This is a genomic window from Streptomyces sp. C36 (genome assembly GCF_040932295.1).
Lineage (GTDB): Bacteria > Actinomycetota > Actinomycetes > Streptomycetales > Streptomycetaceae > Streptomyces > Streptomyces triculaminicus.
Genome location: NZ_JBFQGI010000011.1, coordinates 76,062 through 101,894 on the forward strand (window position 1 = coordinate 76,062; position 25,833 = coordinate 101,894).

Here is a 25,833-nt window from a genome sequence, read left to right on the forward strand (position 1 = left end):
CGGGCCGCCGGGAGACACGTGGTCCCGCCCGCCGGGGGCGGGCGGGACGTCCGTGACCTACTGGGCCGGCGTGGGCGTGCCCGCCGGCTTCGACGGCTCGGGCTTCTCCGGCGCGGGGGCCGCGACGGTCAGCTGGAGCACGAGGACCGTTCCGTCGCCGGTGGCCAGGCGCAGGGTGTAGGTACCGGTCCGCTCGTCGGTGAACAGCTCCGGCAGCGTGACCAGACCGTCCTTGTCCGTCTTGGGCAGGGCGAGCGTGCGGGTGGGCTTGCCGTCCTTGTCCTTGAAGTAGGGGCCGGCCTTCGTGAGGGGCTTGCCGTCGGCGTCGAGCACGGTGGCCGTGATCGCCGTGTCGGACACCGGCTTGTCCTTGCCGAGCGCCTTGATCTGGATCTTCTGCGTGAACGTGGCCTTCGGCGCGGCCTTGAGGTCTCCCTCGCCGACGCGCTGGAGCTTGTCGGCACGCGGCGCGGGGGCGTTCTTGACGGTCGCGTCGAAGTCGACGGGGGCGACGTCGCGGCCCACGACGGTGGCGCGGACGGTGAACTGCCCGGGCCAGTCGCCGGCGTGGAGCGTCGGCGCGGTGGCGGTGCCGTCCGCCTTGGCGCGGACGGTGGCCTCCTTGGCACCGCCGGGGAAGCGGGCCTCGGTGTCGCCGATGATCTCGAAGCGGACGCGGGTGCCGTCCGGGGCGGCCTTTCCGGCGCCGGTCAGGGCCCGTACGCGCGGCTGCGCGGTGAAGTCCTCGCCCGCCGTGGCCTCCAGCTTGCGCTCGCTCACCCGGTCGAGGCGGGTGACCGGGGCGGGCGCGGGCGGGGTGGGCTTGTCGGTGCCGCCACCGCCGGGCTTCTCGCCGCCGCCCGGCTTCTCGGGGGCCGGCTTGTTGCTGCCGCCGTTGTTGCCGGTGTTACCGGTGTTGCCCGGCTTGTGGGGCGTGGTGGAACCGCCGCCGGGGGTTGCGGGCGGGGACGAGGGGGACGACGGGGACGAGGGGGTGGGCTGGGTGCCCGAGGGGGCGTTGCCCGACGGGGAGGGCGGCAGACCCGGGCCGTCCGGCACCACGCCGACCTGGCCGTCGGAGTACTTGCGCATCCAGGCGAGGACCGCGTTCACGTACTCGCGGGAGTTGTTGTAGCTCAGCACCGCCTTGTCGAGGTCGGCGGCGCGGGTCATGTCCTTGTTGCCGGAGCACAGGTAGCGCGCTGTCGCGGCGGCGGCGTCGAAGATGTTGTTGGGGTCCTGGACGCCGTCGTTGTTGCCGTCGGCGCCGAAGTCCGTCCACGTGGCGGGGATGAACTGGGTCGGGCCGACGGCCCGGTCGTAGAGCTTGTCGCCGTCCCAGCGGCCGCCGTCGGTGTCGGTGATCTTCGCGAACTCGCCGCCCGTCAGCCGGGGGCCGAGGATCTGTCTCTCCGTCGTCCCGTCCGCGTTCAGCCGGCCGCCCATGGCCGCGTGCTGCGACTCCACCTTGCCGATGCCCGCGACGAGCTGCCAGGGGATGTGGCAGCTCGGGTACTTCTCCTTGGCGATGGCCTCGGCGTTCTTGTAGGCGGCCAGTGCGGTCGCCGGGATGCCGGAGTTCTCGCCGCCGGACGGCAGCGCGGACTCGCCGGGCTTGCCCGTGGCGCCGGGCTTCGGACGGAGGTCGGGGAGGGTGAGGTTGGGGGTTCCGTGCGGGCGGCTCTGCGGGCTGTCGTTGCCGGGGGAGGGGTCGCCGTCGGCGGCGTTGTGCGGAGTGGCCCCGACGGCGGCCGTGGTAAGGCTGGCGACGAGCAGAGCAGCGCACAGTCCCTGACGGGAGACGCTGGCAGCGCGTGTACCACGTATCTTCACGGAGACTGCTTCCTCGGGAGACCGGCGGCCGTTCCCATCGGGGGGTCGCACGTCAGCCCCCCACGGCCATAGACCCGAACACTAATTCTCTCCAACCCCAATTGTCTTGTCAGGGGACCGGCTTCACGGTTTCTTCGCCGTTCGTTACCCCTCAAGGGTCGGTTTCTCCGTCGATGTACGTACCCGACCCTGAGAAGTCATCGTGCTGAGGGAGGGCTTCCCCTAGGGGACGCTCCTTACGTTCTCCTCCTCGCGGTTCGTACCGCAGCAGGACGAGTGGCCGGAAAGCCGCGTCTAGATTCATGGGGGCGGCCGGGGGGCGCCGGGTGGGGCTGACCCCACCCCAGGACACGGACGAGCACCATCGCGTCCGCCACCGGGTCTGCCACAGGCTTGATCCCGTCCCCCGCCACCGGGCGGACCTCACACGATCACTAGGAGAAAACCCACCGTGACAACGGCTGTATCGATTCCCAGGACCGGGGGCAGTGGAGGGCATGCGGCCGTCGCGGCGAGGGCCCGTCAGGTCCTGAAGGCGTACGGGTCCGGGGAGACCCGCGTCGTCGCGCTCGACCACGTGGACGTGGACATCGCCCGCGGGCAGTTCACGGCCATCATGGGCCCCTCCGGCTCCGGCAAGTCGACCCTGATGCACTGCCTGGCCGGCCTCGACAGCGTCTCCTCGGGGCAGATATTCATCGACGAGACCGAGATCACCGGGCTCAAGGACAAGCACCTGACCCGGCTGCGCCGGGACCGCATCGGCTTCATCTTCCAGGCGTTCAACCTGCTGCCGACGCTCAACGCCCTGGAGAACATCACGCTCCCCATGGACATCGCCGGCCGCAAGCCCGACCAGCAGTGGCTGGACCAGGTCGTGGAGACCGTGGGCCTGGCCGGGCGTCTGAAGCACCGCCCCAACCAGCTCTCCGGCGGCCAGCAGCAGCGCGTGGCCGTCGCCCGCGCCCTGGCCGCCCGCCCCGAGATCATCTTCGGTGACGAGCCGACCGGAAACCTGGACTCGCGGGCCGGCGCGGAGGTGCTCGGCTTCCTGCGGCGCTCGGTGGACGAACTGGGGCAGACCATCGTCATGGTGACGCATGACGCGGTCGCCGCCTCCTACGCGGACCGCGTGCTCTACCTCGCGGACGGCCGGATCGTCGACGAGATGCACTCCCCGACCGCCGAGGCCGTCTTCGAGCGGATGAAGAACTTCGACGCCCGGGGCCGGGTGTCGTGACCGTTCTCAAGACCTCGTTGCGCAACTTCCTCGCGCACAAGGGCCGCATGGCGCTGTCCGCCACCGCGGTCCTGCTGTCGGTGGCGTTCGTCTGCGGCACGCTCGTCTTCACCGACACCATGAACGCCACGTTCGACAAGCTCTTCGCCAACGTCGCGTCGGACGTCTCCGTCGGCCCGAAGGAGAACGACGACGCGCAGCAGGCCGGCAGGCCGGCGACGGTCCCGGCCTCGCTGCGGGAGAAGCTCGCCAAGGTCGACGGCGTCGCCAAGGTCGAGCCGTCGGCCGACAGCCGGCAACTGACCGTCGTCGACGGCAGGAAGAAGAGCCTCGGCCCCACCTCCGGCGCCCCCACCGTGGGCGTCAACTGGGACGAGGGCGCGAAGAAGTCCGTCGAGATCACCAGCGGCCACGAGCCGCACGGCCCGGCCGAGGTCGTCCTCGACTCCGACACCGCCGACAAGCACGGCGTGAAGACGGGCGACGCCCTCCGGGTGATCGCCGTCCCGGGCGACTTCACCGTCAAGGTCGTCGGCATCGCCACGTACAAGACCACGAACCCCGGCGCGGCCGTCTTCTACTTCGACACCCCGACCGCCCAGGCCAAGCTCCTCGGCAGCACCGACGAGTTCAGCGGCTACGGGCTGACCGCCGCCTCCGGCGTCAGCGACGAGCAGCTCAAGGAGCGGGTCTCCGCCGCCCTCGGCTCCTCCGCCGGCGACTACACCCTGCGGACCGCCGCCGAGAGCAAGGAGGAGAACAAGAAGGACATCGGCTCCGTCCTGGACGTCATGAAGTACGCGCTGCTCGCCTTCGCCGGCATCGCCGTCCTCGTGGGCGTCTTCCTCATCGTCAACACCTTCTCGATGCTGGTCGCCCAGCGCACCCGGGAGATCGGCCTGATGCGGGCCATCGGCTCCAGCCGCCCGCAGATCCTGCGCTCGGTGCTGGTGGAGGCCGTACTGCTCGGCGTCGTCGGCTCGGTCCTGGGCATCGGCGGCGGCGTGGCGCTGGCCGTCGGGCTGATGGAGCTCATGGGCTCCATGGGCATGAAGCTCGACACCTCCGAGCTGACCATCAAGGCCGCGACGCCGATCGTGGGCCTGACCATCGGCGTGCTCGTCACCGTGCTCTCCGCCTTCCTGCCGGCCTTCAAGGCCACCAAGATCTCCCCGATGGCCGCCCTGCGCGACGCCGGCACCCCGGCCGACGGCAAGGCCGGCAAGGTGCGCGCCGCCATCGGTCTGGTGCTGACCGCCGTGGGCGGGCTGGCGCTGGCCGGCGCCAGCCAGTCCGACGACGCCGCGGCGGGCTCGGGGATGCTCGGCCTCGGCGTCCTCCTCACCCTCGTCGGCTTCGTGGTCGTCGGCCCGCTGCTCGCCGGGTTCGTCGTCCGCGCGATCAGCGCGGTGGTGCTGCGGGCCTTCGGGCCCGTCGGACGGCTCGCCGAGCGCAACGCGCTGCGCAACCCGCGCCGCACGGGCGCCACGGCCTCGGCGCTGATGATCGGCCTCGCGCTGGTCGCCGCCCTGTCGGTGGTGGGCTCCTCCATGGTCGCCTCGGCCACCGAGCAGCTCGACAAGTCGGTGGGCGCGGACTTCATCGTCCAGTCCGAGAACCAGCAGCCGCTGAGCCCGGCCGTGGTCAAGGCGATCAAGTCCGCCGGCCACGTCGAGCACGTCACGGAATACACGGTCGTCAACGCGAAGATCACCACCCCGGACGGTAGGAGCGGCACCCAGCGGCTGTCCGCGGTGACCCCCACCTACGCCGACGACGTGCGCGCCGAGACGGTCGAGGGCGACCTGAAGGACGCCTACGCCAAGGACGCCATGTCCGTGCCGGAGGGCTTCGCCAAGGACCACGGCGTCAAGCTCGGCGACCGGCTGACGGTCGCCATGGTCGACGGCCGGACGGCCAAGCTGACGGTCAAGGCCGTCACCTCGGACGACACCAGCATCGACAAGGGCGCGATGTACACCGACATCGCCACCGCGCGCAGCTACCTCCCGGCCGGGAAGATGCCGCTGGACTTCATGGTCCTGGCCAAGGCCGCCGACGGGCAGACGAAGCAGGCCGCCGCCGCGCTCAAGGCGTCGGTCGAGGACTACCCGCAGGTCAAGGTCCGTGACCAGTCCGACTACAAGAAGCTCATCCAGGACCAGGTCGGCCAGCTGCTCAACATGATCTACGGCCTGCTGGCCCTCGCGATCATCGTCGCGGTCCTGGGCGTGGTGAACACGCTCGCCCTGTCGGTGGTCGAGCGCACCCGGGAGATCGGCCTGCTGCGGGCGATCGGCCTCTCGCGCCGCCAGATGCGCCGCATGATCCGGCTGGAGTCGGTGGTCATCGCCCTCTTCGGCGCCCTGCTGGGCCTCGGCCTCGGCATGGCCTGGGGCACCACGGCCCAGAAGCTGCTGGCCCTCCAGGGCCTCGGCGTCCTGGACATCCCCTGGCCGACGATCATCGCGGTCTTCGTCGGCTCCGCGGTGGTGGGCCTGCTCGCCGCCCTGATCCCGGCGTTCCGGGCGGGCCGGATGAACGTCCTGAACGCCATCGCGACCGACTAGCGGGGCCGCCGCCCGAAGGCTCGGACGGCCCGGACGCGACACGGGGGTGCGCGTCCGGGCCGTCCGGCATTTCCCGGGCCCACCCCGAGTGACCGACGGTGGCGAACGGAGCTCGCCCCGCTACGCACCGGCGGGCGTCGGTCCACCGTCGTAGTCTGGAGACCCCCGGCTCGGCCCGTACGGCACGCGCCGGGCCGTTCGCGTTGTCCACCCCCGGGACGGGAAAGCCTTCATGAGCCTGCACGGTCTGCTCGACGCCGTCGTCAATGATCCGGCGCTCGCCGAAGCGGTGAAGGCCGCGGGCGACGGCAATCGGCCGCACATCGACCTCGTGGGGCCGGCCGCCGCACGGCCCTTCGCCGTCGCCGCGCTCGCGCGCGACGCCCAGCGGCCCGTGCTCGCCGTGACCGCCACCGGCCGGGAGGCGGAGGACCTGGCAGCCGCCCTGCGCTCCCTGCTGCCCGCCGACCGCGTCGTCGAGTACCCCTCCTGGGAGACGCTGCCGCACGAGCGGCTCTCCCCGCGCTCGGACACCGTCGGCCGCCGCCTGGCCGTGCTGCGCCGGCTGGCGCACCCCAGCGCGGACGACCCCGCGGCGGGCCCGGTCAGCGTCGTCGTCGCGCCCGTACGGTCCGTGCTGCAGCCCCAGGTCAAGGGCCTGGGCGACCTGGAGCCGGTGAGCCTGCGCAGCGGGCAGGGCGCGGACCTCGGCGAGGTCACCGAGGCGCTGGCCGCGGCCGCCTACGCCCGGGTCGAACTGGTCGAGAAGCGCGGCGAGTTCGCGGTGCGCGGCGGCATCCTCGACGTCTTCCCGCCGACCGAGGAACACCCGCTGCGGGTCGAGTTCTGGGGCGACGACGTCGAGGAGATCCGCTACTTCAAGGTGGCCGACCAGCGGTCGCTGGAGATCGCCGAGCACGGCCTGTGGGCGCCGCCGTGCCGTGAGCTGCTGCTGACCGACGCGGTCCGGGAGCGGGCCGCGGCGCTGGCCGAGGAGCACCCCGAGCTCGGCGAGCTGCTCGGGAAGATCGCCGAGGGCATCGCGGTGGAGGGCATGGAGTCCCTCGCGCCGGTCCTGGTGGACGACATGGAGCTGCTGCTGGACGTGCTGCCGGCCGGGGCGATGGCCGTGGTCTGCGACCCGGAGCGGGTCCGCACCCGGGCCGCCGACCTGGTGGCGACCTCGCAGGAGTTCCTGCAGGCGTCCTGGGCCGCCACGGCCGGCGGCGGCGAGGCGCCCATCGACGTGGACGCCGCCTCCCTGCGGGGCATCGCCGACGTCCGCGACCGCGCCCGCGAGCTGGGCATGATGTGGTGGTCCATCAGCCCCTTCGCGGCGGACGAGACGTTGACATCGGCCGTCGGCGCGGCGGGGGACGGCGACACCCTCAAGCTCGGCATGCACGCCCCGGAGACCTACCGCGGCGACACCGCCCGCGCGCTGGCCGACACCAAGGGCTGGGTCTCCGACGGCTGGCGCACGGTCTTCCTCACCGAGGGCCACGGACCGGCCGCCCGTACCGTCGAGGTGCTCGGCGGCGAGGGCATCCCCGCCCGCCTCGACGCGGACCTGGCGGAGCTGTCCCCGTCCCTCGTGCACGTCTCGTGCGCCGGGATCGACACCGGCTTCGTCGACCCGGGCCTGAGGATCGCCGTGCTGACGGAGGCCGACCTGACCGGCCAGAAGTCCGCCAGCAAGGACCTGGGCCGGATGCCGGTGCGCCGCCGCAAGACCATCGACCCGCTGACCCTGCAGGCCGGCGACTACATCGTCCACGAGCAGCACGGCGTCGGCCGCTACCTCGAGATGATCCAGCGCACGGTCCAGGGCGCCACCCGCGAGTACCTCCTCGTCGAGTACGCGCCCGCCAAGCGCGGCCAGCCCGGCGACCGCCTCTACATCCCCACCGACCAGCTCGAGCAGGTCACCAAGTACGTCGGCGGCGAGGCGCCCACCCTGCACCGGCTCGGCGGCGCGGACTGGACGAAGACCAAGGCGCGCGCCAAGAAGGCCGTCAAGGAGATCGCCGCCGACCTGATCAAGCTCTACTCCGCCCGCATGGCCGCCCCCGGCCATGTCTTCGGCCCCGACACCCCCTGGCAGCGGGAGCTGGAGGACGCCTTCCCCTACGCGGAGACGCCCGACCAGCTCACCACCATCGCCGAGGTCAAGGAGGACATGGAGAAGTCCGTCCCCATGGACCGCCTGGTGTGCGGCGACGTCGGCTACGGCAAGACGGAGATCGCGGTCCGCGCGGCCTTCAAGGCGGTGCAGGACGGCAAGCAGGTGGCGGTGCTGGTGCCCACCACGCTGCTGGTGCAGCAGCACTTCGGCACGTTCTCCGAGCGGTACTCCCAGTTCCCGGTCGTGGTGAAGGCGCTCTCCCGCTTCCAGACGGACGCCGAGGCGAAGGCCGTCCTGGAAGGGTTGCGCGAGGGCTCGGTCGACGTCGTCATCGGCACCCACCGCCTCTTCTCCTCCGAGACGAAGTTCAAGGACCTGGGCCTGGTCATCGTCGACGAGGAGCAGCGCTTCGGCGTCGAGCACAAGGAGCAGCTGAAGAAGCTGCGCGCCAACGTGGACGTGCTGACGATGTCGGCCACGCCCATTCCGCGCACCCTGGAGATGGCGGTGACCGGCATCCGCGAGATGTCGACGATCACCACCCCGCCGGAGGAGCGGCACCCGGTGCTGACCTTCGTGGGCCCCTACGAGCAGAAGCAGATCGGCGCGGCCATCCGCCGCGAGCTGCTGCGCGAGGGACAGGTCTTCTACATCCACAACCGGGTCGAGTCCATCGACCGGGCGGCCGCCAAGCTGCGCGAGATCGTGCCCGAGGCGCGCATCGCCACGGCGCACGGCCAGATGTCGGAGTCGGCCCTGGAGCAGGTCGTGGTCGACTTCTGGGAGAAGAAGTTCGACGTGCTCGTCTCGACGACGATCGTCGAGTCCGGCATCGACATCTCCAACGCCAACACCCTCATCGTCGAGCGCGGCGACAACTTCGGCCTCTCCCAGCTGCACCAGCTGCGCGGCCGTGTGGGCCGTAGCCGCGAGCGCGGCTACGCCTACTTCCTCTACCCGCCGGAGAAGCCGCTGACCGAGACCGCCCACGAGCGGCTGGCCACCATCGCCCAGCACACGGAGATGGGCGCGGGCATGTACGTGGCGATGAAGGACCTGGAGATCCGCGGCGCGGGCAATCTGCTCGGCGGCGAGCAGTCCGGGCACATCGCGGGCGTCGGCTTCGACCTCTACATCCGCATGGTGGGCGAGGCGGTGGCGGACTACCGGGCCTCGCTGGAAGGCGGCGCGGAGGAGGAGCCGCCGCTCGAGGTCAAGATCGAGCTGCCGGTCGACGCGCACGTCCCGCACGACTACGCCCCCGGCGAGCGGCTGCGCCTGCAGGCCTACCGCGCCATCGCCTCGGCGACCAGCGAGGAGGACATCAAGGCCGTCCGCGAGGAGCTCACCGACCGCTACGGCAAGCTGCCCGAGCCGGTGGAGAACCTCCTGCTGGTGGCCGGCCTGCGGATGCTCGCCCGCTCCTGCGGGGTCTCCGACATCACGCTGCAGGGCGCCAACGTGCGCTTCGGCCCGGTGGACCTGCGCGAGTCGCAGGAGCTGCGGCTCAAGCGGCTCCACCCGCGTACGGTCATGAAGCCGGCCACCCAGCAGATCCTGGTGCCGCGCCCGGCGACCCGCCCCATCGGCGGCAAGCCGCTGGTCGGCCGGGAGCTGCTGGCGTGGACGGGCGAGTTCCTGACCACGATCCTCGGTTAGCAGCCGCCTTCCGGGCCCTCGGCCACCCGCCTGGAACGACCGGGCGGCCGAGGGCCCGCCGCCGTCAGGGGCGGGTGGTCGCCGCGGTCGGCTTGGGCGTTCCCGGTGCCCGTCCCAGGGGGACGTACCAGGTCTTCCCGGTCCGTTCGAGGGCCAGCCGCTGCCGGTAGCGGCGGCCCTCGCCGTCGGTGCCCTCGATGACGACGTCGGCGAAGTCGGGGCCGAATTCGTGGTGGACGGTCATGCCGCCGACCTTCACCCGCCGGCCGCCCTCACGGGCGACGAGGGCCCGGGCCTCCTGCTCCGTGCCCTGGTCGCCGGGGCGCCCCAGCCCGGCCAGGGCGTCCGCGTCCCGGGCGTTGAGGGCCTCGACGTAGGCCGAGGCGGTCTCCTTCTCCGATCTCGCCTCGCCCTGGCCCGCGCCGCAGCCGGTCAGGGCGAGCAGTGTCGCGGTGGTCAGGGCCGCCGCGCCGAGCGCGGCCGTTCGACGTGCCGTCATCTGTGCCCCCAGGGCCGGGCGGAGCGGATCAGGTGCGGTGGGCGTAGTACCAGGCGTCGGGACGCTTGGCGATGAGGTTGCTCAGCTTCCGGTTGTGCGTATTACCGGTGTGGTAGGTGAGGTACCGCTCGGTGCGGGTGATCTTCGTGACGATCATGCTGTGGTCGATGTTGTTGTTCGGGCGCGGGCCCCAGTCGGCCTGCAGGACGTCCGCGGTGCCGAGGGCCCAGATGTCGCGCAGCGGCTTGGTGCGCTTGGAGTGCACCTGGGCGAAGAAGTACCAGTTCTCGGCGCCGGCCCAGGTGTAGCTGGTCCACGGCTGGGGGCCGTAGAACCACTTGCTGTTCTTCTTGCGGTCGAGGAGGGACCCGCCCACGGGCTTCCAGCCCCCGGCGTACATGGACTGGGAGATGAAGTTGGTGCAGTCGTTGCCGTAGGTGCGGTAGTCGTCGTTGGGGTGTTTCCAGTACTTGTTCGCGTAGGCGACCATCTTGGAGTAGTTGTACGACGCCATCGCCTTCGGCTCCGGCGGCGTCGTGGGACGGGCGAGCGAGGCCCGGACGGCGGGCGCGCCCTTGTCCTCGGAGTCGGGCTCGGTACGGCCCTCGGCGGGCGTCGCCAGGTAGGTGGTGACGTCGCCCGTGTCGATGTCCGGCTTGTCGGAGGCCAGCAGCCACGCGCCCGCGGCGGTGCGCTTGAACGTGAGCGTGTGGGTGAGGGAGTACTCCTCCGCCTCCGGGGCGTCCTCGGGCGCGTCCGGGTAGAAGAGGCTCGTGTCCTCGGTGATCTTGAGCGTGGCGGTGTCCCCGCGCAGCTCCGCGGCGCCCGGGGTGATCTTCACCTTCGCGTGGGTGTAGCCGCCGCTGGCCTTCACATACGCGCGGCCCTGCTCGGCCAGTCCCGTGAACTCCTTGCGGAGCTCCGTGCGCAGCGCCGCTTCGGCCTGCTGCGGTACGGCGGGCGTGATCCGGCTCCGCCCGGTGGCGGTCACGGTGTCGGCGCGCTGCTGCAGATAGCCCTCGGCGATCCGGGCGAGCGCGGCGGTGTCGGCGGCCGGAAGGGCCGTGGCGGGCGCCGTCGACGTGGCCGGATCGGGCCGCTCGGCGGCCAGGGCCAGTGGCGCCGCGCCGAGCGTCAGTGCGGTGGTGACGGTGACCGCGCAGGCGGTCCTGGTCAGTTTCCTCGGCATGTGCTTCCCCCATGAGCCGTAGCTGATTGACCGAAACCACAGTCATGGGGGAGTACGCGAGTGGCGGGGGAGGCAGTTGCCCCATGGCCGGAACGCTCGGAGGAATGGCCGGGACCGCCCCTACGCGACGTGCTTGAGCACCGCGTAGCCGCTCTCGACGCCGAGCACCCTGAACGTCGCCCCCGGGTGCCGCCGCTGCGCGTCCTCGGTCAGGTCCTTCGCGGTCCTGCCGTCGGTGATCCGCAGCGCGATGTAGTCGGGGACGATGCCACGGGTGTCGCCTATCCAGAAGACCCGGCAGCGGGTGACGAGCCGGCTTATGGGGGCGACGTCGGCCTCGACGGTGGCGTCGTCGGGGATGCGGGCGAGGAGGCGTTCGGCGTCCTTGACGCTCTGCGGCACGCGGTAGGTGTCGGGCTGGGTGAGGCTGTAGACGGGCAGCGAGGCGCTCAGCGCGAGGGCGGCGGCGACCACGGCGGCCGGCAGCTGGTGGGCGTAGCGGCGCAGCCAGGGACGTCGGCTGTGCCGGGCGGTGGCGAGCGCGTCGGTGAGGGCGATGAGGACGACGGGCATGAGGACCGCGCTGTAGTGCCAGTCGGTGCCCCAGTAGTGCTCCTCGTGGGAGGCGAACCGCCAGCCGAGGGTGGGCAGGGCGACGATCAGCACCGGTGAGCGCAGGGCCAGCAGGCCGGTGGTGGGCAGCAGCACCCACAGCAGGGTGCGGACGGCGGTCTCGGCCGGGATGACGGGGGCGGGCCCGTCCCCGCCGCCGATCTTGTTCCAGTAGTCGTAGGAGCCGCCGCTGTTGAAGCCGGGGATGATCAGGCCGAGGGCGATCGCGGTGGCGGCGAGCCCGAAGACGACCAGTGCGGCGGCGAGCGCCGTGGCCCCCTTCTCGCGGCGGCCTCCGCGCAGGCGGATCAGCATCAGCACGCCGATGGCGGCGACGGTGACCCCGAGGTCCTCCTTGACCAGCACCAGCGGAGCCGCCCACAGCGCGGCGGCGCGCCAGCGCCGGGTCACCACGGCCTCCAGCGAGAAGGCCAGCAGCGGCATGGCGAAGGCGATCTCGTGGAAGTCGAAGTCGACCGCCCGCTGCACTCCCCACGACAGTCCGTAGGCGACGCCGATCGCGAGGCCGCGGCCCCGGCCGAGCAGGCGGGCGGCGAGGCGGGTGACGGGCACGGCGGACAGGGCGAACAGCGCGGCCTGGACGACGAGCAGCGTCACCGGGCCGGGGAAGAGCCGGTAGAGCGGAGCTATCAGCGCGGTGACGGGGCTGAAGTGGTCGCCGAGGATGTTGGTGCCGGGCCCCTTGAGGTCGGCCATGGGCGGCCGGAGCCGGGAGTAGGCCTGTATCGCCTGCTCGAAGATGCCCAGGTCCCAGGACATGGTGAGCATCCGCAGATGGCGGCTGAGGGACAGCGCGGTATAGAGGACGAACAGGACGCCGCCCACCCAGTACGGGTCGAGCCCCGGCGCACGCAGGCGCGAGCGGCGGGTGGGCCTCTCGGGCGTGGCCTCGTCCGTGCCGCGGCCGGGAGCCGGAACGGCGGCGGTGGCCGAGTCCATGAGCGGTGTCCTCCGGTGTGGTGCGGGTCCGCGGCCCCTGCCGGGCCGACGGGACGAACGATATGCGGAGGCCGGTGCGGGTTCGGCCTCCCCTTCGAAGACGAGCGACCGGACCGTCCGGTTCAGCCGCTTTTCTTCCGCCCGGCACGTCGGCCGGTCTTGCAGTATGCGGCGTCGCCGGGCCGTGGCCGGCGGTCGGCGCGGTGGCCGGCCCGGGGAGCGAGTGGGCCACGTGCCCCGACATCCGCACGCTCGTTGGCCGAATCAGTGGCCCGGGTCACGTCGAGTGCCTAACATCGATCACCGCCCCGCCCCTGTTTGTTCGTGATCTCTGCCGGGAGGCTTCATGATCCGCCGCAGGACAGCGCTCTCCGTCTCCGCCGCCGCTCTGCTCGCCGCGGCCCCGCTGCTCACCGCGTGCGGGTCGGCACCGCACCCGGGGGCCGCGGCCGTCGTGGGCAAGGACCGCATCACCGTCTCCCAGCTGCAGCGGGAGGTCGAGGACGTGCGCGAGGCGCAGCGCTCCTCGCCGCAGGGCCCGCAGCTGCTGGCCGCCGGCGCCCGGCTCGGCCAGGACACCCTCGTCCGCCTGGTGCAGTACCGGATCGTGGAGCAGGCCGGGCAGGACAACGGCGTGGACGTCACCCGCCGGGAGCTGCAGGAACGCCGCCAGCAGGTCGAGCGGATGCTCGGCGGCCCCGAGGCGGTCGAGGGCCGCTTCCTCGCGGCCGGCATCGCCCCCGGCCAGGTCGACCAGGAGCTGCGGACCGGTCTGGTCCGCTCCAAGCTGGAGCGCAAGCTGGGCCAGGCCCGCACGAACGAGGTCCTGAGGCGGACCTCCGACGCCCTGCGGGTGGACGTCAACCCCCGCTACGGCACCTGGGACTCCCGGCGCGGCACCGCCCGGTCCGCGCTCGAGCCCTGGCTGCGCCCGGCGGAGCCGCCCGCCCCGGGGCAGCCGGCGTGAGCCGCCGCCCGGCCTCTCGCCTAGGCTCGGCCGTGTGAACGACCTGAACGACTCCCGCGGCCGCATCGTCCTGCTCACCACCAGCCACCGGGTCGCCCCCGGAATGCTGTCGTGGCCCGCCTGGCGGACGCTGCGCGAGGCCGACCGGGTCCTGTGCGCCGACGCCGGCCACCCGCAGCTGCCGTATCTGCGGGAGGCCGGCGTGACGGTCGAGCACGCGGCCGCCACCGCCCGCGAGCTGGTCGACTACTGCGCGGACGGCGGGCGCACGGCCGTGGTCCTCACCTCCGCCGAGGGCGAGTCGGCGCTGACCGACGGCCTGGCCCGGCTGGCCGGCTCCGGCCGGGAGTCGATGCCGGCGCTGGAACTGCTGCCCGGCTCCTACGACCTGCCCGGCGCCCGGCTGCTGGACCTGGTCCAGGTCATGGACCGGATCCGCCTCTCCTGCCCGTGGACCGGCATCCGCACCCACGAGGACCTGGCGAAGTACGGCCTGGAGGAGATGTACGAGCTCCTGGAGGCCATCGAGACCGGCGACCGCGAGGCGCTGCGCGAGGAGCTGGGCGACGTACTGCTCCAGGTCGTCTTCCACGCCCGCATCGCCCAGGACGACCCGGACGAGCCGTTCTCCGTCGACGACGTCGCGGGCGGCATCGTCGACAAGCTCATCCACCGCCACCCGCACGTCTTCGGCGACGAGAGCGCCGAGACGCCCGAGGACGTCAAGGAGCACTGGACGCGGACCAAGGCGGCGGAGAAGGGCCGCGAGTCCGTCACCGAGGGCGTGCCGCTCGGCCAGCCCGCCCTGGCCCTCGCCGCCAAGCTCGCCTCCCGGGTGCGCTCGGAGGGCCTGCCCGTGGATCTCCCGGCCGGCGAGGGGACCGGCTACGAGCTGCTGGCCCTGGCCGCGCGGGCCGAGGCGGCCGGCACCGACCCGGAGACCGCCCTGCGGGCCGCGGCCCGGACGTACCGCGACGCGATCCTCGAGGCCGAGGCGGCTGCCCGCGCGAGCGAGTGACGGACACCCGTTCGGCCCAGTGACGGTCTTGACGGGGGCGCGGGCGGGTACCCGCATCCCATGCGTACTGAGCACACGGACCTCGCCCTGCCCCACTGGTTCGGCGGCATCGCCCCGTTCATCGTGGGGCTGTTCGTCGTCGGCCTGCTGCTCGCGGCCTTCGTCTACGGGCAGCGGTGGCGCGACCGGGAGCCCCCGCCGCCGAGCCAGCCGCAGCGCCGCCAGGGGGCCTGGCAGACGCCCGCGGAACACGGCACCGGTCCCACCTCGCCCGACCACGGCCCGGGGCACAACGACGACAACGGCAAGATCGACTACGTCACCGAGCACCGCGAGTCGGACCGTCTGCAGACGGAGGCCGACGGGGAACGCGTGCTGCCGCACGAGATCCACAACCCCGGCAGCCACCCCGAGGAGCCGTCCGAGGAGCGCAAGAAGTGGAGCCCGGGCAGCAGCGGCTCCTTCGGCAGCGGCGGCAGCAGCCACACCTAGGACACTCCCTAGGTAGCGTCGGGGCGTGCACGAGAACCGTACGCCCCCTGCCCCGCCCCTGTTCACCTGGGAATTCGCCGCCGATCCGTACCCCGCGTACGCCTGGCTGCGCGAGCACGCCCCCGTCCACCGCACCGCGCTGCCCAGCGGGGTGGAGGCCTGGCTGGTGACGCGGTACGCCGACGCCCGGCAGGCGCTGGCCGACCAGTGGCTGTCGAAGAACCCCGTGCACCACTCCGAGAGCGCCCACGGCAAGGGCAAGGTCGGCATCCCCGGCGAGCGCAGCGCCAACCTGATGACGCACCTGCTCAACATCGACCCGCCGGACCACACCCGGCTGCGCCGGCTGGTCTCGAAGGCGTTCACCCCGCGCCGGGTCGCCGAGTTCGGCTCCCGCGTCCAGGAGCTGACCGACCAGCTGATCGACGGCTTCGCCGGGACGGGGGAGGCGGACCTCATCCACGAGTTCGCCTTTCCCCTGCCCATCTACGCCATCTGCGACATGCTGGGCGTCCCGCGCGAGGACCAGGACGACTTCCGGGACTGGGCGGGCATGATGATCCGCCACGGCGGCGGGCCGCGCGGCGGAGTGGCCCGTTCGGTGAAGAAGATGCGGGGCTATCTCACGGAACTGATCCACCGGAAGCGGGAGGATCTCGGCGAGGACCTCATCTCGGGACTGATCAGGGCGAGTGACCACGGCGAGCACCTCACCGAGGACGAGGCCGCGGCCATGGCTTTCATCCTGCTCTTCGCCGGTTTCGAGACCACCGTCAATCTGATCGGCAACGGGGTCTACGCCCTGCTGCGCAACCCCGGGCAGCGCGAGCGCCTCCAGCGCGCGCTCGCCGCCGGCGACGAGGGCCTGCTCGCCACGGGAGTGGAGGAACTCCTGCGCTACGACGGCCCGGTGGAGCTCGCCACCTGGCGGTTCGCCACCCGGGACCTGACCATCGGCGGACAGCGCATCGCCGAGGGCGACCCCGTGCTCGTGGTGCTCGCCGCGGCCGACCGCGACCCCGAGCGGTTCGCCGACCCCGACACCCTCGACCTCTCCCGGCGCGACAACCAGCACCTGGGCTACGGGCACGGCATCCACTACTGTCTCGGCGCCCCGCTCGCCCGCCTCGAGGGGCAGACGGCGCTGGCCACCCTGCTGCGCCGGCTGCCCGACCTGCGACTGGCCGCCGATCCGGACGACCTGCGGTGGCGCGGAGGCCTGATCATGCGTGGATTGCGCACTTTGCCCGTGGAATTCACTCCCGAGGGAACCGAACACGCATAACCCCGGCTCCTACCCCGTGACGCGGTATCAAACCACGTGATCCGAACGTGACCTGCGCTACACCGGCTTGTGACTCATCGGCGCCGTCGCTATGTTCGACGACCACATCAGCCGCCACACGAGAGGCCAGCACATGCGCTCAGGGTCCGGTAGACATCGCCGCCCCCGCCAGGTACCCGCCATCGTGGTCGCGGCGGGGGTGACGGGAGCGAGCATCGCCATGCCGCTGCTCGCCGCCTCCGGCGCCTCCGCGGCCGACACCGACACCTGGGACAAGGTCGCCCAGTGCGAGAGCGGCGGAACCTGGAGCGCCAACTCCGGCAACGGCTACTCCGGTGGGCTCCAGCTCACCCAGGAGATGTGGGAGCAGAACGGCGGCACCACCTACGCCCCGCGCCCCGACCTCGCCAGCCGCTCGCAGCAGATAGCCGTGGCCGAGCAGATCCTCAAGTCCAAGGGCCCCGACGCGTGGCCGAGCTGCGCCGTGAGCTCCGGCCTGCAGAAGGACGCCCCGGCGCCCGAGGTGAACCCCGGCAGCGGCGCCGACGGCACCACCCGGGCCCCCGCGCCGGAGCCCACGCGCGGGTCCGCGAAGGAGCGCCCGACGCCCTCCACGCCGGCGCACGAGTCCGGCAAGCCGTCCGACAAGCCCTCCGGCACCACCGAGCCCACGCCCGGCACGTCGCAGACGCCCGGCACGCCCACCCCGTCCGGCAGCCCCGGCACCGGCGAGGGCGGCAAGCACCGCAAGGACCCGTCCACGGAGCCCTCCGGCGGCACGGCGACCCCCTCGGGCACGCCCTCCGGCACGCCCTCGGAGACCCCGTCGCAGACGCCCGGGACCTCCCCGGCGCCCTCCGGCTCCCCGACGCCCGGCACCCCGTCCGACAGCGCCACCCCCGGCGCGGACGCGGGCACCGGGACGGGCGCCGGCAAGCACCGTGCCGAGCCGTCGCGTTCGGGCGACGAGGCCCAGCGCTCCTCGCGCGGCGACGCGCGGACGGACCCGGCGGGCCCGTCCGACTACACCGTGCGTCCGGGTGACAATCTGTCAGCCATCGCATCGGAGCACGCGGTCGACGGCGGATGGAAGACGATCTATCAGAAGAACCAAAAGGCGGTCGGATCCGATCCGGACCTCATCCAGCCCGGTCAGCGCCTCGACATCCGTAAGTAGCGGGCCGGTTCGGGCCGAATGTCCGTTCCAGTCGAAAGTGAGACATGGGTCTCGTCGCCCGACGCCCGGAGTGTCCCCGTCCGTTGCTCTTGTACCCGCTCCCACCTGCGAGAATGATCGTTCTCGGTAGGCCGTAACCAGCAACTGTGGCCGAAAAGTGGGGTTTGAACCTGTCGGCCGCCTGTGTTTAACGTCGTTTCCGCTCGCTACCGCGGGCACCTCGACCGCCACGCCGAATCCTGCCGGCGGTCGGGGGAGTCGTCGCGCAAGCGCCGTTGGCAGGAGCGGGGGAACCAGGTAGGGCGCCGGCACGCACCGACGGTCAACGACCGACGGGACGGGACGGCTTGGGGTGAAGCCCGGTGCGCGCGAGCGGACCGGGCCGGGCGAACTCACTAGCCCGAACCCGACAGCTCACCTCGTAGGCGTCGGTGAGGAAACCGACTTATGTCCAAGGGCAAGCACCGTCGTCCGTCCAAGGCCGTCCGCATCGTCACCCTCGCCGGTGTCACCGGCGCGGCTGTCGCCGCCCCTCTGATGGTCGCGACCTCCGCCAACGCCGCCCCTGTCCAGGCCTGGGACAGGGTCGCCCAGTGTGAGGCCGGGGGCAACTGGTCCATCAACACCCAAAACGGCTACTACGGCGGCCTGCAGTTCTCGAAGGAATCGTGGGACGCCGCAGGTGGCGGCAAGTACGCCGCGTACCCGCACCAGGCCACCAAGGCCCAGCAGATCCTCGTCGGCGAGCGCCTCCTCGCCCTGCAGGGTCCGGGCGCCTGGCCCAACTGTGGCGGTGGTCTGACCCGTGGCGGCCCGGCACCCGACGTCGACGGCGGCTCCTCGAAGCCCAAGCCGTCCAAGCCGTCGAAGTCCACCGGCGACCGCGACACCTCCACCAAGACCCACGCCGACCGCGGCGAGCGCCCCTCGGGCAAGCACGCCAAGCCGGGTTCGGGCACCGAGACGCCCGCGCAGAAGCAGACCCCGGGCAAGCACGCCAAGACCCCGACCTTCAAGAAGGGTGACGGCGAGTACGAGGTCAAGCAGGGCGACACCCTGGGCTCGATCGCCACGGCCAAGAAGGTCAAGGGCGGCTGGGCGAAGCTCTACGACCTCAACAAGAAGATCATCGACGACGCCGACGTCATCTACCCCGGGCAGATGCTGCACCTCAGCTGACCGCCGCCGGACCCCGTCCGGACGCCCGGACGGTCCCACCGCCAGGACGAGCCTTCCGCTCATCCGACGGACCGCCCCGCTCCGATGCGCCTACCCCCCGAGCCGCATCGGAGCGGGGCTCCGTCGTTCCCGCCTCCGGAACCCCGTGCCGGCCGTCCCCGTTGAGCGAACACACCGGCGATTCATCCGCTGATCTTGGCTTTTGTGCCAATTTTCGGTCCGCTGATCGATCCAAGGGCGGGCGCAGCCTCCGGCGCCCGTTAGGCTCGTGCTGCAGAACTCCAGCACACACGAAGGAGACCCTCGTGCCGTCCATCGACGTCGTCGTAGCTCGCGAGATCCTCGACTCGCGAGGCAACCCCACGGTCGAGGTCGAGGTCGGCCTCGACGACGGCTCCACGGGCCGTGCCGCCGTGCCGTCCGGCGCCTCCACCGGCGCCTTCGAGGCCATCGAGCTCCGTGACGGCGACCCCAAGCGCTACCTCGGCAAGGGTGTCGAGAAGGCCGTCCTGGCCGTCATCGAGCAGATCGGCCCGGAGCTCGTCGGCTACGACGCCACCGAGCAGCGCCTGATCGACCAGGCCATGTTCGACCTGGACGCCACCGATAACAAGGGCTCGCTCGGCGCCAACGCCATCCTGGGCGTCTCCCTGGCCGTCGCGCACGCCGCCTCCGAGGCGTCCGACCTCCCCCTCTTCCGCTACCTCGGCGGCCCGAACGCGCACCTGCTGCCCGTTCCGATGATGAACATCCTGAACGGCGGCTCGCACGCCGACTCCAACGTGGACATCCAGGAGTTCATGATCGCGCCGATCGGCGCGGAGTCCTTCTCCGAGGCCCTGCGCTGGGGCACCGAGGTCTACCACACCCTCAAGTCGGTCCTGAAGGCCAAGGGCCTGTCGACCGGCCTCGGCGACGAGGGCGGCTTCGCCCCGAACCTGGGCTCCAACCGCGAGGCCCTCGACCTCATCCTCGAGGCCATCAAGCAGGCCGGCTACACCCCCGGCCAGGACGTCGCGCTCGCCCTGGACGTGGCCGCCTCCGAGTTCTACAAGGACGGCGTCTACAAGTTCGAGGGCAAGGACCGCTCCGCCGCCGAGATGACGGAGTACTACGCCGAGCTCGTCGAGGCGTACCCGCTGGTCTCCATCGAGGACCCGCTGTTCGAGGACGACTGGGCCGGCTGGAACACCATCACCGAGAAGCTCGGCGACAAGGTCCAGCTCGTCGGCGACGACCTGTTCGTCACCAACCCCGAGCGCCTCGCCCGTGGCATCGAGGAGAACTCCGCCAACGCCCTGCTGGTCAAGGTCAACCAGATCGGTTCGCTGACCGAGACCCTGGACGCCGTCGAGCTGGCCCAGCGCAACGGCTTCAAGTGCATGATGTCGCACCGCTCCGGCGAGACCGAGGACGTCACCATCGCCGACCTGGCCGTCGCCACCAACTGCGGCCAGATCAAGACCGGTGCCCCGGCCCGCTCCGAGCGCGTCGCCAAGTACAACCAGCTGCTGCGCATCGAGGAGATCCTCGACGACGCCGCGGTGTACGCGGGCCGCTCGGCGTTCCCGCGCTTCAAGGGCTGAGCTCCACGGGCTGAGCCTTAAGGGCTGAGCTCTCGCCAGTCTCCGTACGTCCCCGGCCGCGGTCCCGTACCGTGTCCGGGGACGTACGTTCGTAGAGGACTCCGAGGACTCACTGGGGAGGCGACGTGGGCGCGGACCGGTTCTCCACCGCGACCAGGCTCAAGGCGCTCGGCACGGCGATCGTGCAGGGGCCCGCCGTCGCGCGGGTCTACCGGGCGCGGCCGCAGCGGCGCAGCCGGCTCACGGGACGCGCCGCGCTGCTCGCGCTCGTCGTCTGCTCCCTCGTCGTCGCCCTCGCCTATCCGATGCGCCAGTGGGTCACCCAGCGCTCGGACATCGCCGACCAGCGGCGCCAGACCGAGAACGCCCGCGAGCAGGTGAAGCGGCTGCGCGACGAGAAGGCCCGGCTGGAGGACCCCGCGTACGTCGAGCAGCAGGCGCGCGAGCACCTGCACTACCTCCGCCCGGGGGAGACCGGCTACAGCGTGGTGGGCGGCGGTGGTCCCACCAAGCCGCCCAGGGACCGGGGCGCGGCCGACCGCCCCTGGTACAGCAACCTCTGGGAAGACATCGACTCCTCCGACGGGCAGCAGCGCCGAGCGCTTCCCTGACGCCCCCCCCGCGCACCGCATCCGAACCAGACCGAGCATCAACGAGCACGAGCGAGCACATGGACACGCCTCCTCCGAAGACCGAGCCCACCGAGCCGACCGACGCGGACATCGCCGCGTTCAAGGAGCAGCTGGGGCGCCCGCCGCGCGGCCTGCGCGCCATCGCGCACCGCTGCCCGTGCGGCAACCCCGACGTCGTCGAGACCGCGCCGCGGCTGGAGGACGGCACGCCGTTCCCGACGCTGTACTACCTGACGTGCCCGCGCGCCGCCGGCGCCATCGGCACGCTCGAGGGCTCCGGCCTGATGAAGGAGATGCAGGACCGGCTGGCGACCGACCCCGAACTGGCGGCCGCCTACCGGGCCGCGCACGAGGACTACATCGCGCGCCGCGACGCGATCGAGGTCCTGGAGGGCTTCCCGAGCGCCGGCGGCATGCCGGACCGGGTCAAGTGCCTGCACGTGCTCGTCGGCCACTCGCTGGCGGCGGGCCCGGGCGTGAACCCCTTCGGCGACGAGGCCATCGCCCTGCTCCCGGAGTGGTGGAGCAAGGGCCCGTGCGTCACCCCCTGCGGCGGCGCCGGCGAATGCGGCGAGGAGCGGGCATGACGCGGGTCGCCGCCGTCGACTGCGGCACGAACTCCATCCGGCTGCTCGTCGCCGACGCCGACCCGGCGACCGGTGAACTCAAGGAGCTCGACCGGCGGATGACGATCGTGCGGCTCGGCCAGGGGGTCGACCGTACGGGCCGCTTCGCGCCGGAGGCGCTCGAGCGGACGTTCGCCGCCTGCCGGGAGTACGCCGAGGTCATCCGGGCGCTCAACGCGGAGCGGGTGCGTTTCGTCGCGACGTCCGCGTCCCGCGACGTGTCCAACCGCGAGGAGTTCGTGCGCGGCGTCGTGGACATCCTCGGCGTGGAGCCCGAGGTGATCACCGGTGACCAGGAGGCGGAGTTCTCCTTCACCGGCGCCACCAAGGAGCTCACGGGCCGGGACGACCTGGCGAAGCCGTATCTGGTCGTGGACATCGGCGGCGGCTCGACGGAGTTCGTGGTCGGCGACGACCACGTGCGGGCGGCGCGCAGCGTCGACGTGGGCTGCGTCCGGATGACGGAACGTCACCTCGTGGTGGACGGCGAGGTCACCGACCCGCCGACGCCGGAGCAGATCGCCGCGATACGCGCCGACGTCGAGGCCGCGCTGGACCTGGCCGAGGAGAGCGTCCCGCTCACCGAGGCCCGTACCCTCGTCGGCCTGGCCGGCTCGGTCACCACGGTCGCGGCGATCGCGCTCGGCCTGGACGCGTACGACTCCGAGGCCATCCACCACTGCCGCGTCTCCCTCGAGCGGGTCCGCGAGATCACGGCCATGCTGCTGGAGTCGACGCACGAGCAGCGCGCGGCGTTCTCCGTGATGCACCCCGGCCGGGTCGACGTCATCGCCGCCGGAGCGCTCGTCCTGCAGTGCGTGATGGAGCGTTCCGGGGCCCGGGAGGTCGTGGTCAGCGAGCACGACATCCTGGATGGGATCGGCTGGAGCATCGCCTGAGGGCGTCCGCCGGAGAATGTTCGTGAAATCCTTCACATGAAATAGCGGTCCTAGGACCCCGGAGGGAGGCCTTCTGGCCCCCTTCCGGGGTCCGTCGGCCCCTGGCGGCCGGAAACCGTGTGGTTTTCGCCGTCTTAAAGAAACGCTTATGCGGAAGCCCCGGGCGCAGTGGTCCAGTCCACCGCGAGGCCGCAAGGCCAGTTCAGCAGGGGTGATCAACGCCCGGCGGGACGGCCTGGTTCCCTCATGGGGCTATGGCGTCGGTCACGGGGGCGGCGGAGTGTAGCAGACCCCCCTCGGGCTCTTGTGAAGGGGCTCACGAGCACCCCTGCGGGGAGTGCTGGATACTCGAATCATGAGCACCACGGAGCGTCCACGGATCCTCGTAGTAGGCGGTGGGTACGTCGGCCTGTACGCGGCACGCCGCATCCTGAAGAAGATGCGCTACGGCGAGGCGACCGTCACGGTCGTCGACCCGCGCTCGTACATGACGTACCAGCCCTTCCTCCCTGAAGCAGCCGCCGGCAGCATCTCGCCGCGCCACGTCGTGGTGCCGCTGCGCCGCGTCCTGCCCAAGGCGGAGGTTCTCACCGGCCGTGTCACCACGATCGACCAGGACCGCAAGGTCGCCACGATCGCGCCGCTCGTCGGCGAGGCGTACGAGCTGCCTTTCGACTACCTGGTGATCGCGCTCGGCGCCGTCTCCCGTACCTTCCCGATCCCCGGCCTTGCCGAGAACGGCATCGGCATGAAGGGCATCGAGGAGTCCATCGGCCTGCGCAACCACGTTCTCGAGCAGCTGGACAAGGCCGACTCGACGAAGGACGAGGAGATCCGCCGCAAGGCGCTGACCTTCGTCTTCATCGGTGGCGGCTTCGCCGGCGCCGAGACGATCGGCGAGGTCGAGGACATGGCGCGGGACGCCGCCAAGTACTACCCGAACGTGAAGCGCGAGGACATGCGCTTCATCCTCGTCGACGCTGCGGACAAGATCCTCCCCGAGGTCGGTCCGAAGCTCGGCGAGTACGGCAAGAAGCACCTGGAGAGCCGCGGCGTCGAGATCTACCTCTCGACCTCCATGGACTCCTGCGTCGACGGCCACGTCGTGCTGAAGAACGGCCTCGAGGTCGACTCCAACACGATCGTGTGGACCGCGGGCGTCAAGCCCAACCCGGCGCTGTCCCGCTTCGGCCTGCCGCTGGGCCCGCGCGGTCACGTCGACACCTCCGAGACCCTCCAGGTCCAGGGCACCGACTACATCTGGGCCGCGGGCGACAACGCCCAGGTCCCGGACATGGTCGGCCGCAAGGCGGGCAACGAGAACGCCTGGTGCCCGCCGAACGCCCAGCACGCGCTGCGCCAGGCCAAGGTCCTCGGCGACAACGTCCTGTCCGGCATGCGCGGCTTCCCGCAGAAGACGTACTCGCACGCCAACAAGGGCGCGGTGGCAGGCCTCGGCCTCCACAAGGGCGTCGCGATGATCGTCATGGGCAAGACCAAGATCAAGCTCAAGGGCCGGCTGGCCTGGTACATGCACCGTGGTTACCACGGCATGGCCATGCCGACCTGGAACCGTAAGATCCGCATCTTCGCGGACTGGACCCTGGCCATGTTCCTCAAGCGCGAGGTCGTCTCCCTGCGCGCCATGGAGAACCCGCGCGAGGAGTTCTACGAGGCCGCCAAGCCGGCCCCGCAGCCGGCCGCCAAGGCCGACGCGAACCAGGGTCAGAAGGCGAAGGCCTCCTAAGCACGGCATCGACCGCAGGGCGTCCACCAAATCCGTGGGGTGGGCGCCCTTCGGCGTACCCGGAGCGCGAAGTTGACCTAATCTGGATCGGCAGAAGGACTACAGCACGACCTGTTGGTGTTCAGGTGTCAGGTGAAACTATCTCCTGACACTTCATCATGGAGGTGTGCGACATGGCCGAGGCCGCCTCGCGGCTCACCGCGCTCGCCGAGCAGGTACTGGGGAAGCCCTTCCCCGTCCGCCTGCGCGCCTGGGACCGCAGCGAGTCGGGACCGCCCGGCACTCCCGTCCTGATCATCAAGCACCGCCGCGCCCTGCGCCGCCTGCTGTGGAAGCCGGGCGAACTCGGCCTGGCGCGCGCCTGGGTCGCCGGCGACCTCGACGTCGAGGGCGATCTCTACGAAGCCCTGGACCTGCTCGCAGGCTCCCTGTGGGAGCGCGCCGAGGACGCCGCCCGGCCCGCCGGCCCCGCCGCCCTCCTCGGCGCCCTGCGCGACCCGGTGCTGCGCGCCGCGGGCCGCGAGCTGATCGCGCTCGCCGGACCCTGGGCGCCGCCCGCACCACCGCCCGAGGAGGCCCGCCGCACCGGCGGCCCGCTGCACACCCTGCGCCGCGACAAGCAGGCCATCAGCCACCACTACGACGTCGGCAACGCCTTCTACGAGCGGGTCCTCGGCCCCTCCATGGTGTACTCCTGCGCCTACTGGGAAAGTCCCGGCTCCACCCTCGAGGACGCCCAGCACGCCAAGCTCGACCTCATCTGCCGCAAGCTCGACCTCGGGCCGGGCCGGCGCCTGCTGGACGTCGGCTGCGGCTGGGGCTCGATGGTGCTGCACGCCGCCCGCGAGTACGAGGTGAGCGCCGTCGGCATCACCCTCTCCGAGGAACAGGCCGCCTACGCCCGCAAGCGCGTCGCCGAGGCCGGCCTGACGGACCGTATCGAGATCCGCGTCCAGGACTACCGGCTGGTCTCCGACGGGCCCTACGACGCCATCTCCTCCGTCGGCATGGCCGAGCACGTCGGCTCCGCCCGCTACGCCGAGTACGCCGCCGACCTCTACGCCCTGCTCCGGCCCGGCGGCAGGCTGCTGAACCACCAGATCGCGCGCCGCCCCCTGAAGGACGAGGAGGCCTACCGCGTCGACGAGTTCATAGACCGCTACGTCTTCCCCGACGGCGAGCTCGCCCCCGTCGGGCGGACCGTCGCCCAGCTGGAGGAGGCCGGGTTCGAGGTCCGGGACGTGGAGGCCCTGCGCGAGCACTACGCCCTGACGCTGCGCCAGTGGGTGGCCAACCTGGAGACCCACTGGGACGAGGCCGTACGGCTCACCTCCCCGGGCCGGGCCCGCGTCTGGCGGCTGTACATGGCCGCCTCGGCCCTGTCCTTCGAGCGCAACCGCATCGGCGTGAACCAGGTGCTGGCGGTGCGCACGCCGGAGTCCGGCGAGCCGGGCCTGTCCCTGCGCACCCGCGACTGGCGCGGCTAGCGGCGGGACGCGCGAAGGGGCCCGGTCCGCATGGACCGGGCCCCTTCGCTG

Annotated in this window: 19 protein-coding genes and 1 riboswitch; of the genes, 15 read left to right on the forward strand and 4 right to left on the reverse strand. The window is 71.8% G+C overall.

Translation table 11 applies throughout. The features are described from left to right. Nucleotides 1-57: 57 nt before the first annotated feature. Entirely contained in the window at nucleotides 58-1,833 is a 1,776-nt protein-coding gene (locus AB4K12_RS28615; protein WP_368437415.1) for a lytic transglycosylase domain-containing protein, read from the reverse strand. Between the two features lie 451 nt (nucleotides 1,834-2,284). Between AB4K12_RS28615 and AB4K12_RS28620 the strand changes: the two genes are divergently transcribed. The 3 genes from AB4K12_RS28620 (at nucleotide 2,285) to mfd (ending at nucleotide 9,427) form a co-directional block, all read left to right on the forward strand. After that, on the forward strand, nucleotides 2,285-3,073 hold the full coding sequence (locus tag AB4K12_RS28620; protein WP_368437416.1) for an ABC transporter ATP-binding protein: 789 nt from the start codon (nucleotides 2,285-2,287) through the stop codon (nucleotides 3,071-3,073). Then, on the forward strand, nucleotides 3,070-5,643 hold the full coding sequence (locus tag AB4K12_RS28625; protein WP_368437418.1) for an ABC transporter permease: 2,574 nt from the start codon (nucleotides 3,070-3,072) through the stop codon (nucleotides 5,641-5,643). Before AB4K12_RS28620 ends, AB4K12_RS28625 begins: the two co-directional genes overlap by 4 nt. Before the next feature lie 232 nt (nucleotides 5,644-5,875). Further along, a complete protein-coding gene (mfd, locus tag AB4K12_RS28630) occupies nucleotides 5,876-9,427 on the forward strand; it encodes a transcription-repair coupling factor (protein WP_368437420.1) in 3,552 nt (1,183 codons plus the stop codon). Nucleotides 9,428-9,491: 64 nt separating this feature from the next. Here mfd and AB4K12_RS28635 read toward each other — a convergent pair whose 3' ends face one another. The 3 genes from AB4K12_RS28635 to AB4K12_RS28645 form a co-directional block, all read right to left on the reverse strand. Continuing rightward, a complete protein-coding gene (locus AB4K12_RS28635; protein WP_368437422.1) occupies nucleotides 9,492-9,926 on the reverse strand; it encodes a hypothetical protein in 435 nt (144 codons plus the stop codon). Nucleotides 9,927-9,954: 28 nt separating this feature from the next. Next, nucleotides 9,955-11,115 (reverse strand): amidase domain-containing protein, encoded by a 1,161-nt coding sequence (locus AB4K12_RS28640; protein WP_368437424.1) that lies wholly within the window; start codon nucleotides 11,113-11,115, stop codon nucleotides 9,955-9,957. A 120-nt stretch (nucleotides 11,116-11,235) separates the two neighbouring features. Continuing rightward, the gene (locus AB4K12_RS28645) at nucleotides 11,236-12,687 is read right to left on the reverse strand and encodes a DUF2079 domain-containing protein (RefSeq protein ID WP_368437425.1); all 1,452 of its coding nucleotides are present in this window, start codon (nucleotides 12,685-12,687) and stop codon (nucleotides 11,236-11,238) included. A 346-nt stretch (nucleotides 12,688-13,033) separates the two neighbouring features. On the opposite strand from AB4K12_RS28645, the gene AB4K12_RS28650 reads away from it, so the two are divergent. The 12 genes from AB4K12_RS28650 (at nucleotide 13,034) to AB4K12_RS28705 (ending at nucleotide 25,782) form a co-directional block, all read left to right on the forward strand. Next, nucleotides 13,034-13,654: a SurA N-terminal domain-containing protein gene (locus tag AB4K12_RS28650; protein WP_368437427.1), complete on the forward strand. Its 621-nt coding sequence runs from the start codon at nucleotides 13,034-13,036 to the stop codon at nucleotides 13,652-13,654. Nucleotides 13,655-13,688: 34 nt separating this feature from the next. Next, nucleotides 13,689-14,672 carry a nucleoside triphosphate pyrophosphohydrolase gene (locus AB4K12_RS28655; protein ID WP_368437428.1) on the forward strand — a complete coding sequence of 328 codons (984 nt, stop codon included), beginning with the start codon at nucleotides 13,689-13,691 and terminating at the stop codon, nucleotides 14,670-14,672. 60 nt (nucleotides 14,673-14,732) lie between these two features. Then, complete coding sequence (locus tag AB4K12_RS28660) at nucleotides 14,733-15,164, forward strand: DUF6479 family protein (RefSeq protein WP_368437430.1); 432 nt, start codon at nucleotides 14,733-14,735, stop codon at nucleotides 15,162-15,164. 25 nt (nucleotides 15,165-15,189) lie between these two features. After that, nucleotides 15,190-16,449: a cytochrome P450 gene (locus AB4K12_RS28665; protein ID WP_368437432.1), complete on the forward strand. Its 1,260-nt coding sequence runs from the start codon at nucleotides 15,190-15,192 to the stop codon at nucleotides 16,447-16,449. A 199-nt stretch (nucleotides 16,450-16,648) separates the two neighbouring features. After that, nucleotides 16,649-17,626 carry a transglycosylase family protein gene (locus tag AB4K12_RS28670; protein WP_368437434.1) on the forward strand — a complete coding sequence of 326 codons (978 nt, stop codon included), beginning with the start codon at nucleotides 16,649-16,651 and terminating at the stop codon, nucleotides 17,624-17,626. A gap of 260 nt (nucleotides 17,627-17,886) precedes the next feature. Then, nucleotides 17,887-18,069: riboswitch (cyclic di-AMP (ydaO/yuaA leader) on the forward strand. A 4-nt stretch (nucleotides 18,070-18,073) separates the two neighbouring features. Then, on the forward strand, nucleotides 18,074-18,805 hold the full coding sequence (locus AB4K12_RS28675; RefSeq protein WP_368437436.1) for a transglycosylase family protein: 732 nt from the start codon (nucleotides 18,074-18,076) through the stop codon (nucleotides 18,803-18,805). Nucleotides 18,806-19,110: 305 nt separating this feature from the next. Then, complete coding sequence (eno, locus tag AB4K12_RS28680; RefSeq protein WP_368437438.1) at nucleotides 19,111-20,391, forward strand: phosphopyruvate hydratase; 1,281 nt, start codon at nucleotides 19,111-19,113, stop codon at nucleotides 20,389-20,391. A 125-nt stretch (nucleotides 20,392-20,516) separates the two neighbouring features. Further along, a complete protein-coding gene (locus AB4K12_RS28685; RefSeq protein WP_368437440.1) occupies nucleotides 20,517-21,002 on the forward strand; it encodes a septum formation initiator family protein in 486 nt (161 codons plus the stop codon). Between the two features lie 59 nt (nucleotides 21,003-21,061). Beyond that, the gene (locus tag AB4K12_RS28690; protein WP_368437442.1) at nucleotides 21,062-21,610 is read left to right on the forward strand and encodes a DUF501 domain-containing protein; all 549 of its coding nucleotides are present in this window, start codon (nucleotides 21,062-21,064) and stop codon (nucleotides 21,608-21,610) included. Further along, on the forward strand, nucleotides 21,607-22,548 hold the full coding sequence (locus AB4K12_RS28695) for an exopolyphosphatase (RefSeq protein WP_368437444.1): 942 nt from the start codon (nucleotides 21,607-21,609) through the stop codon (nucleotides 22,546-22,548). The genes AB4K12_RS28690 and AB4K12_RS28695 overlap by 4 nt, the downstream gene beginning before the upstream one ends. A gap of 355 nt (nucleotides 22,549-22,903) precedes the next feature. After that, nucleotides 22,904-24,295 carry an NAD(P)/FAD-dependent oxidoreductase gene (locus AB4K12_RS28700; RefSeq protein WP_086569933.1) on the forward strand — a complete coding sequence of 464 codons (1,392 nt, stop codon included), beginning with the start codon at nucleotides 22,904-22,906 and terminating at the stop codon, nucleotides 24,293-24,295. A 173-nt stretch (nucleotides 24,296-24,468) separates the two neighbouring features. Then, nucleotides 24,469-25,782, forward strand: coding sequence for a class I SAM-dependent methyltransferase (locus tag AB4K12_RS28705; RefSeq protein ID WP_368437446.1), 1,314 nt, complete (start codon nucleotides 24,469-24,471; stop codon nucleotides 25,780-25,782). Nucleotides 25,783-25,833: the final 51 nt, after the last annotated feature.

What these genes read in the sequence shown, in the direction of transcription:
- AB4K12_RS28640 (WP_368437424.1), bottom strand. Translation starts at nt 11,115, where the DNA reads ATGCCGAGGAAACTGACCAGGACCGCCTGCGCGGTCACCGTCACCACC.
- AB4K12_RS28690 (WP_368437442.1), top strand. Translation starts at nt 21,062, where the DNA reads ATGGACACGCCTCCTCCGAAGACCGAGCCCACCGAGCCGACCGACGCG.
- AB4K12_RS28660 (WP_368437430.1), top strand. Translation starts at nt 14,733, where the DNA reads ATGCGTACTGAGCACACGGACCTCGCCCTGCCCCACTGGTTCGGCGGC.
- AB4K12_RS28650 (WP_368437427.1), top strand. Translation starts at nt 13,034, where the DNA reads ATGATCCGCCGCAGGACAGCGCTCTCCGTCTCCGCCGCCGCTCTGCTC.
- AB4K12_RS28705 (WP_368437446.1), top strand. Translation starts at nt 24,469, where the DNA reads ATGGCCGAGGCCGCCTCGCGGCTCACCGCGCTCGCCGAGCAGGTACTG.
- AB4K12_RS28700 (WP_086569933.1), top strand. Translation starts at nt 22,904, where the DNA reads ATGAGCACCACGGAGCGTCCACGGATCCTCGTAGTAGGCGGTGGGTAC.
- AB4K12_RS28695 (WP_368437444.1), top strand. Translation starts at nt 21,607, where the DNA reads ATGACGCGGGTCGCCGCCGTCGACTGCGGCACGAACTCCATCCGGCTG.
- AB4K12_RS28645 (WP_368437425.1), bottom strand. Translation starts at nt 12,687, where the DNA reads ATGGACTCGGCCACCGCCGCCGTTCCGGCTCCCGGCCGCGGCACGGAC.
- AB4K12_RS28675 (WP_368437436.1), top strand. Translation starts at nt 18,074, where the DNA reads ATGTCCAAGGGCAAGCACCGTCGTCCGTCCAAGGCCGTCCGCATCGTC.
- AB4K12_RS28635 (WP_368437422.1), bottom strand. Translation starts at nt 9,926, where the DNA reads ATGACGGCACGTCGAACGGCCGCGCTCGGCGCGGCGGCCCTGACCACC.
- mfd (WP_368437420.1), top strand. Translation starts at nt 5,876, where the DNA reads ATGAGCCTGCACGGTCTGCTCGACGCCGTCGTCAATGATCCGGCGCTC.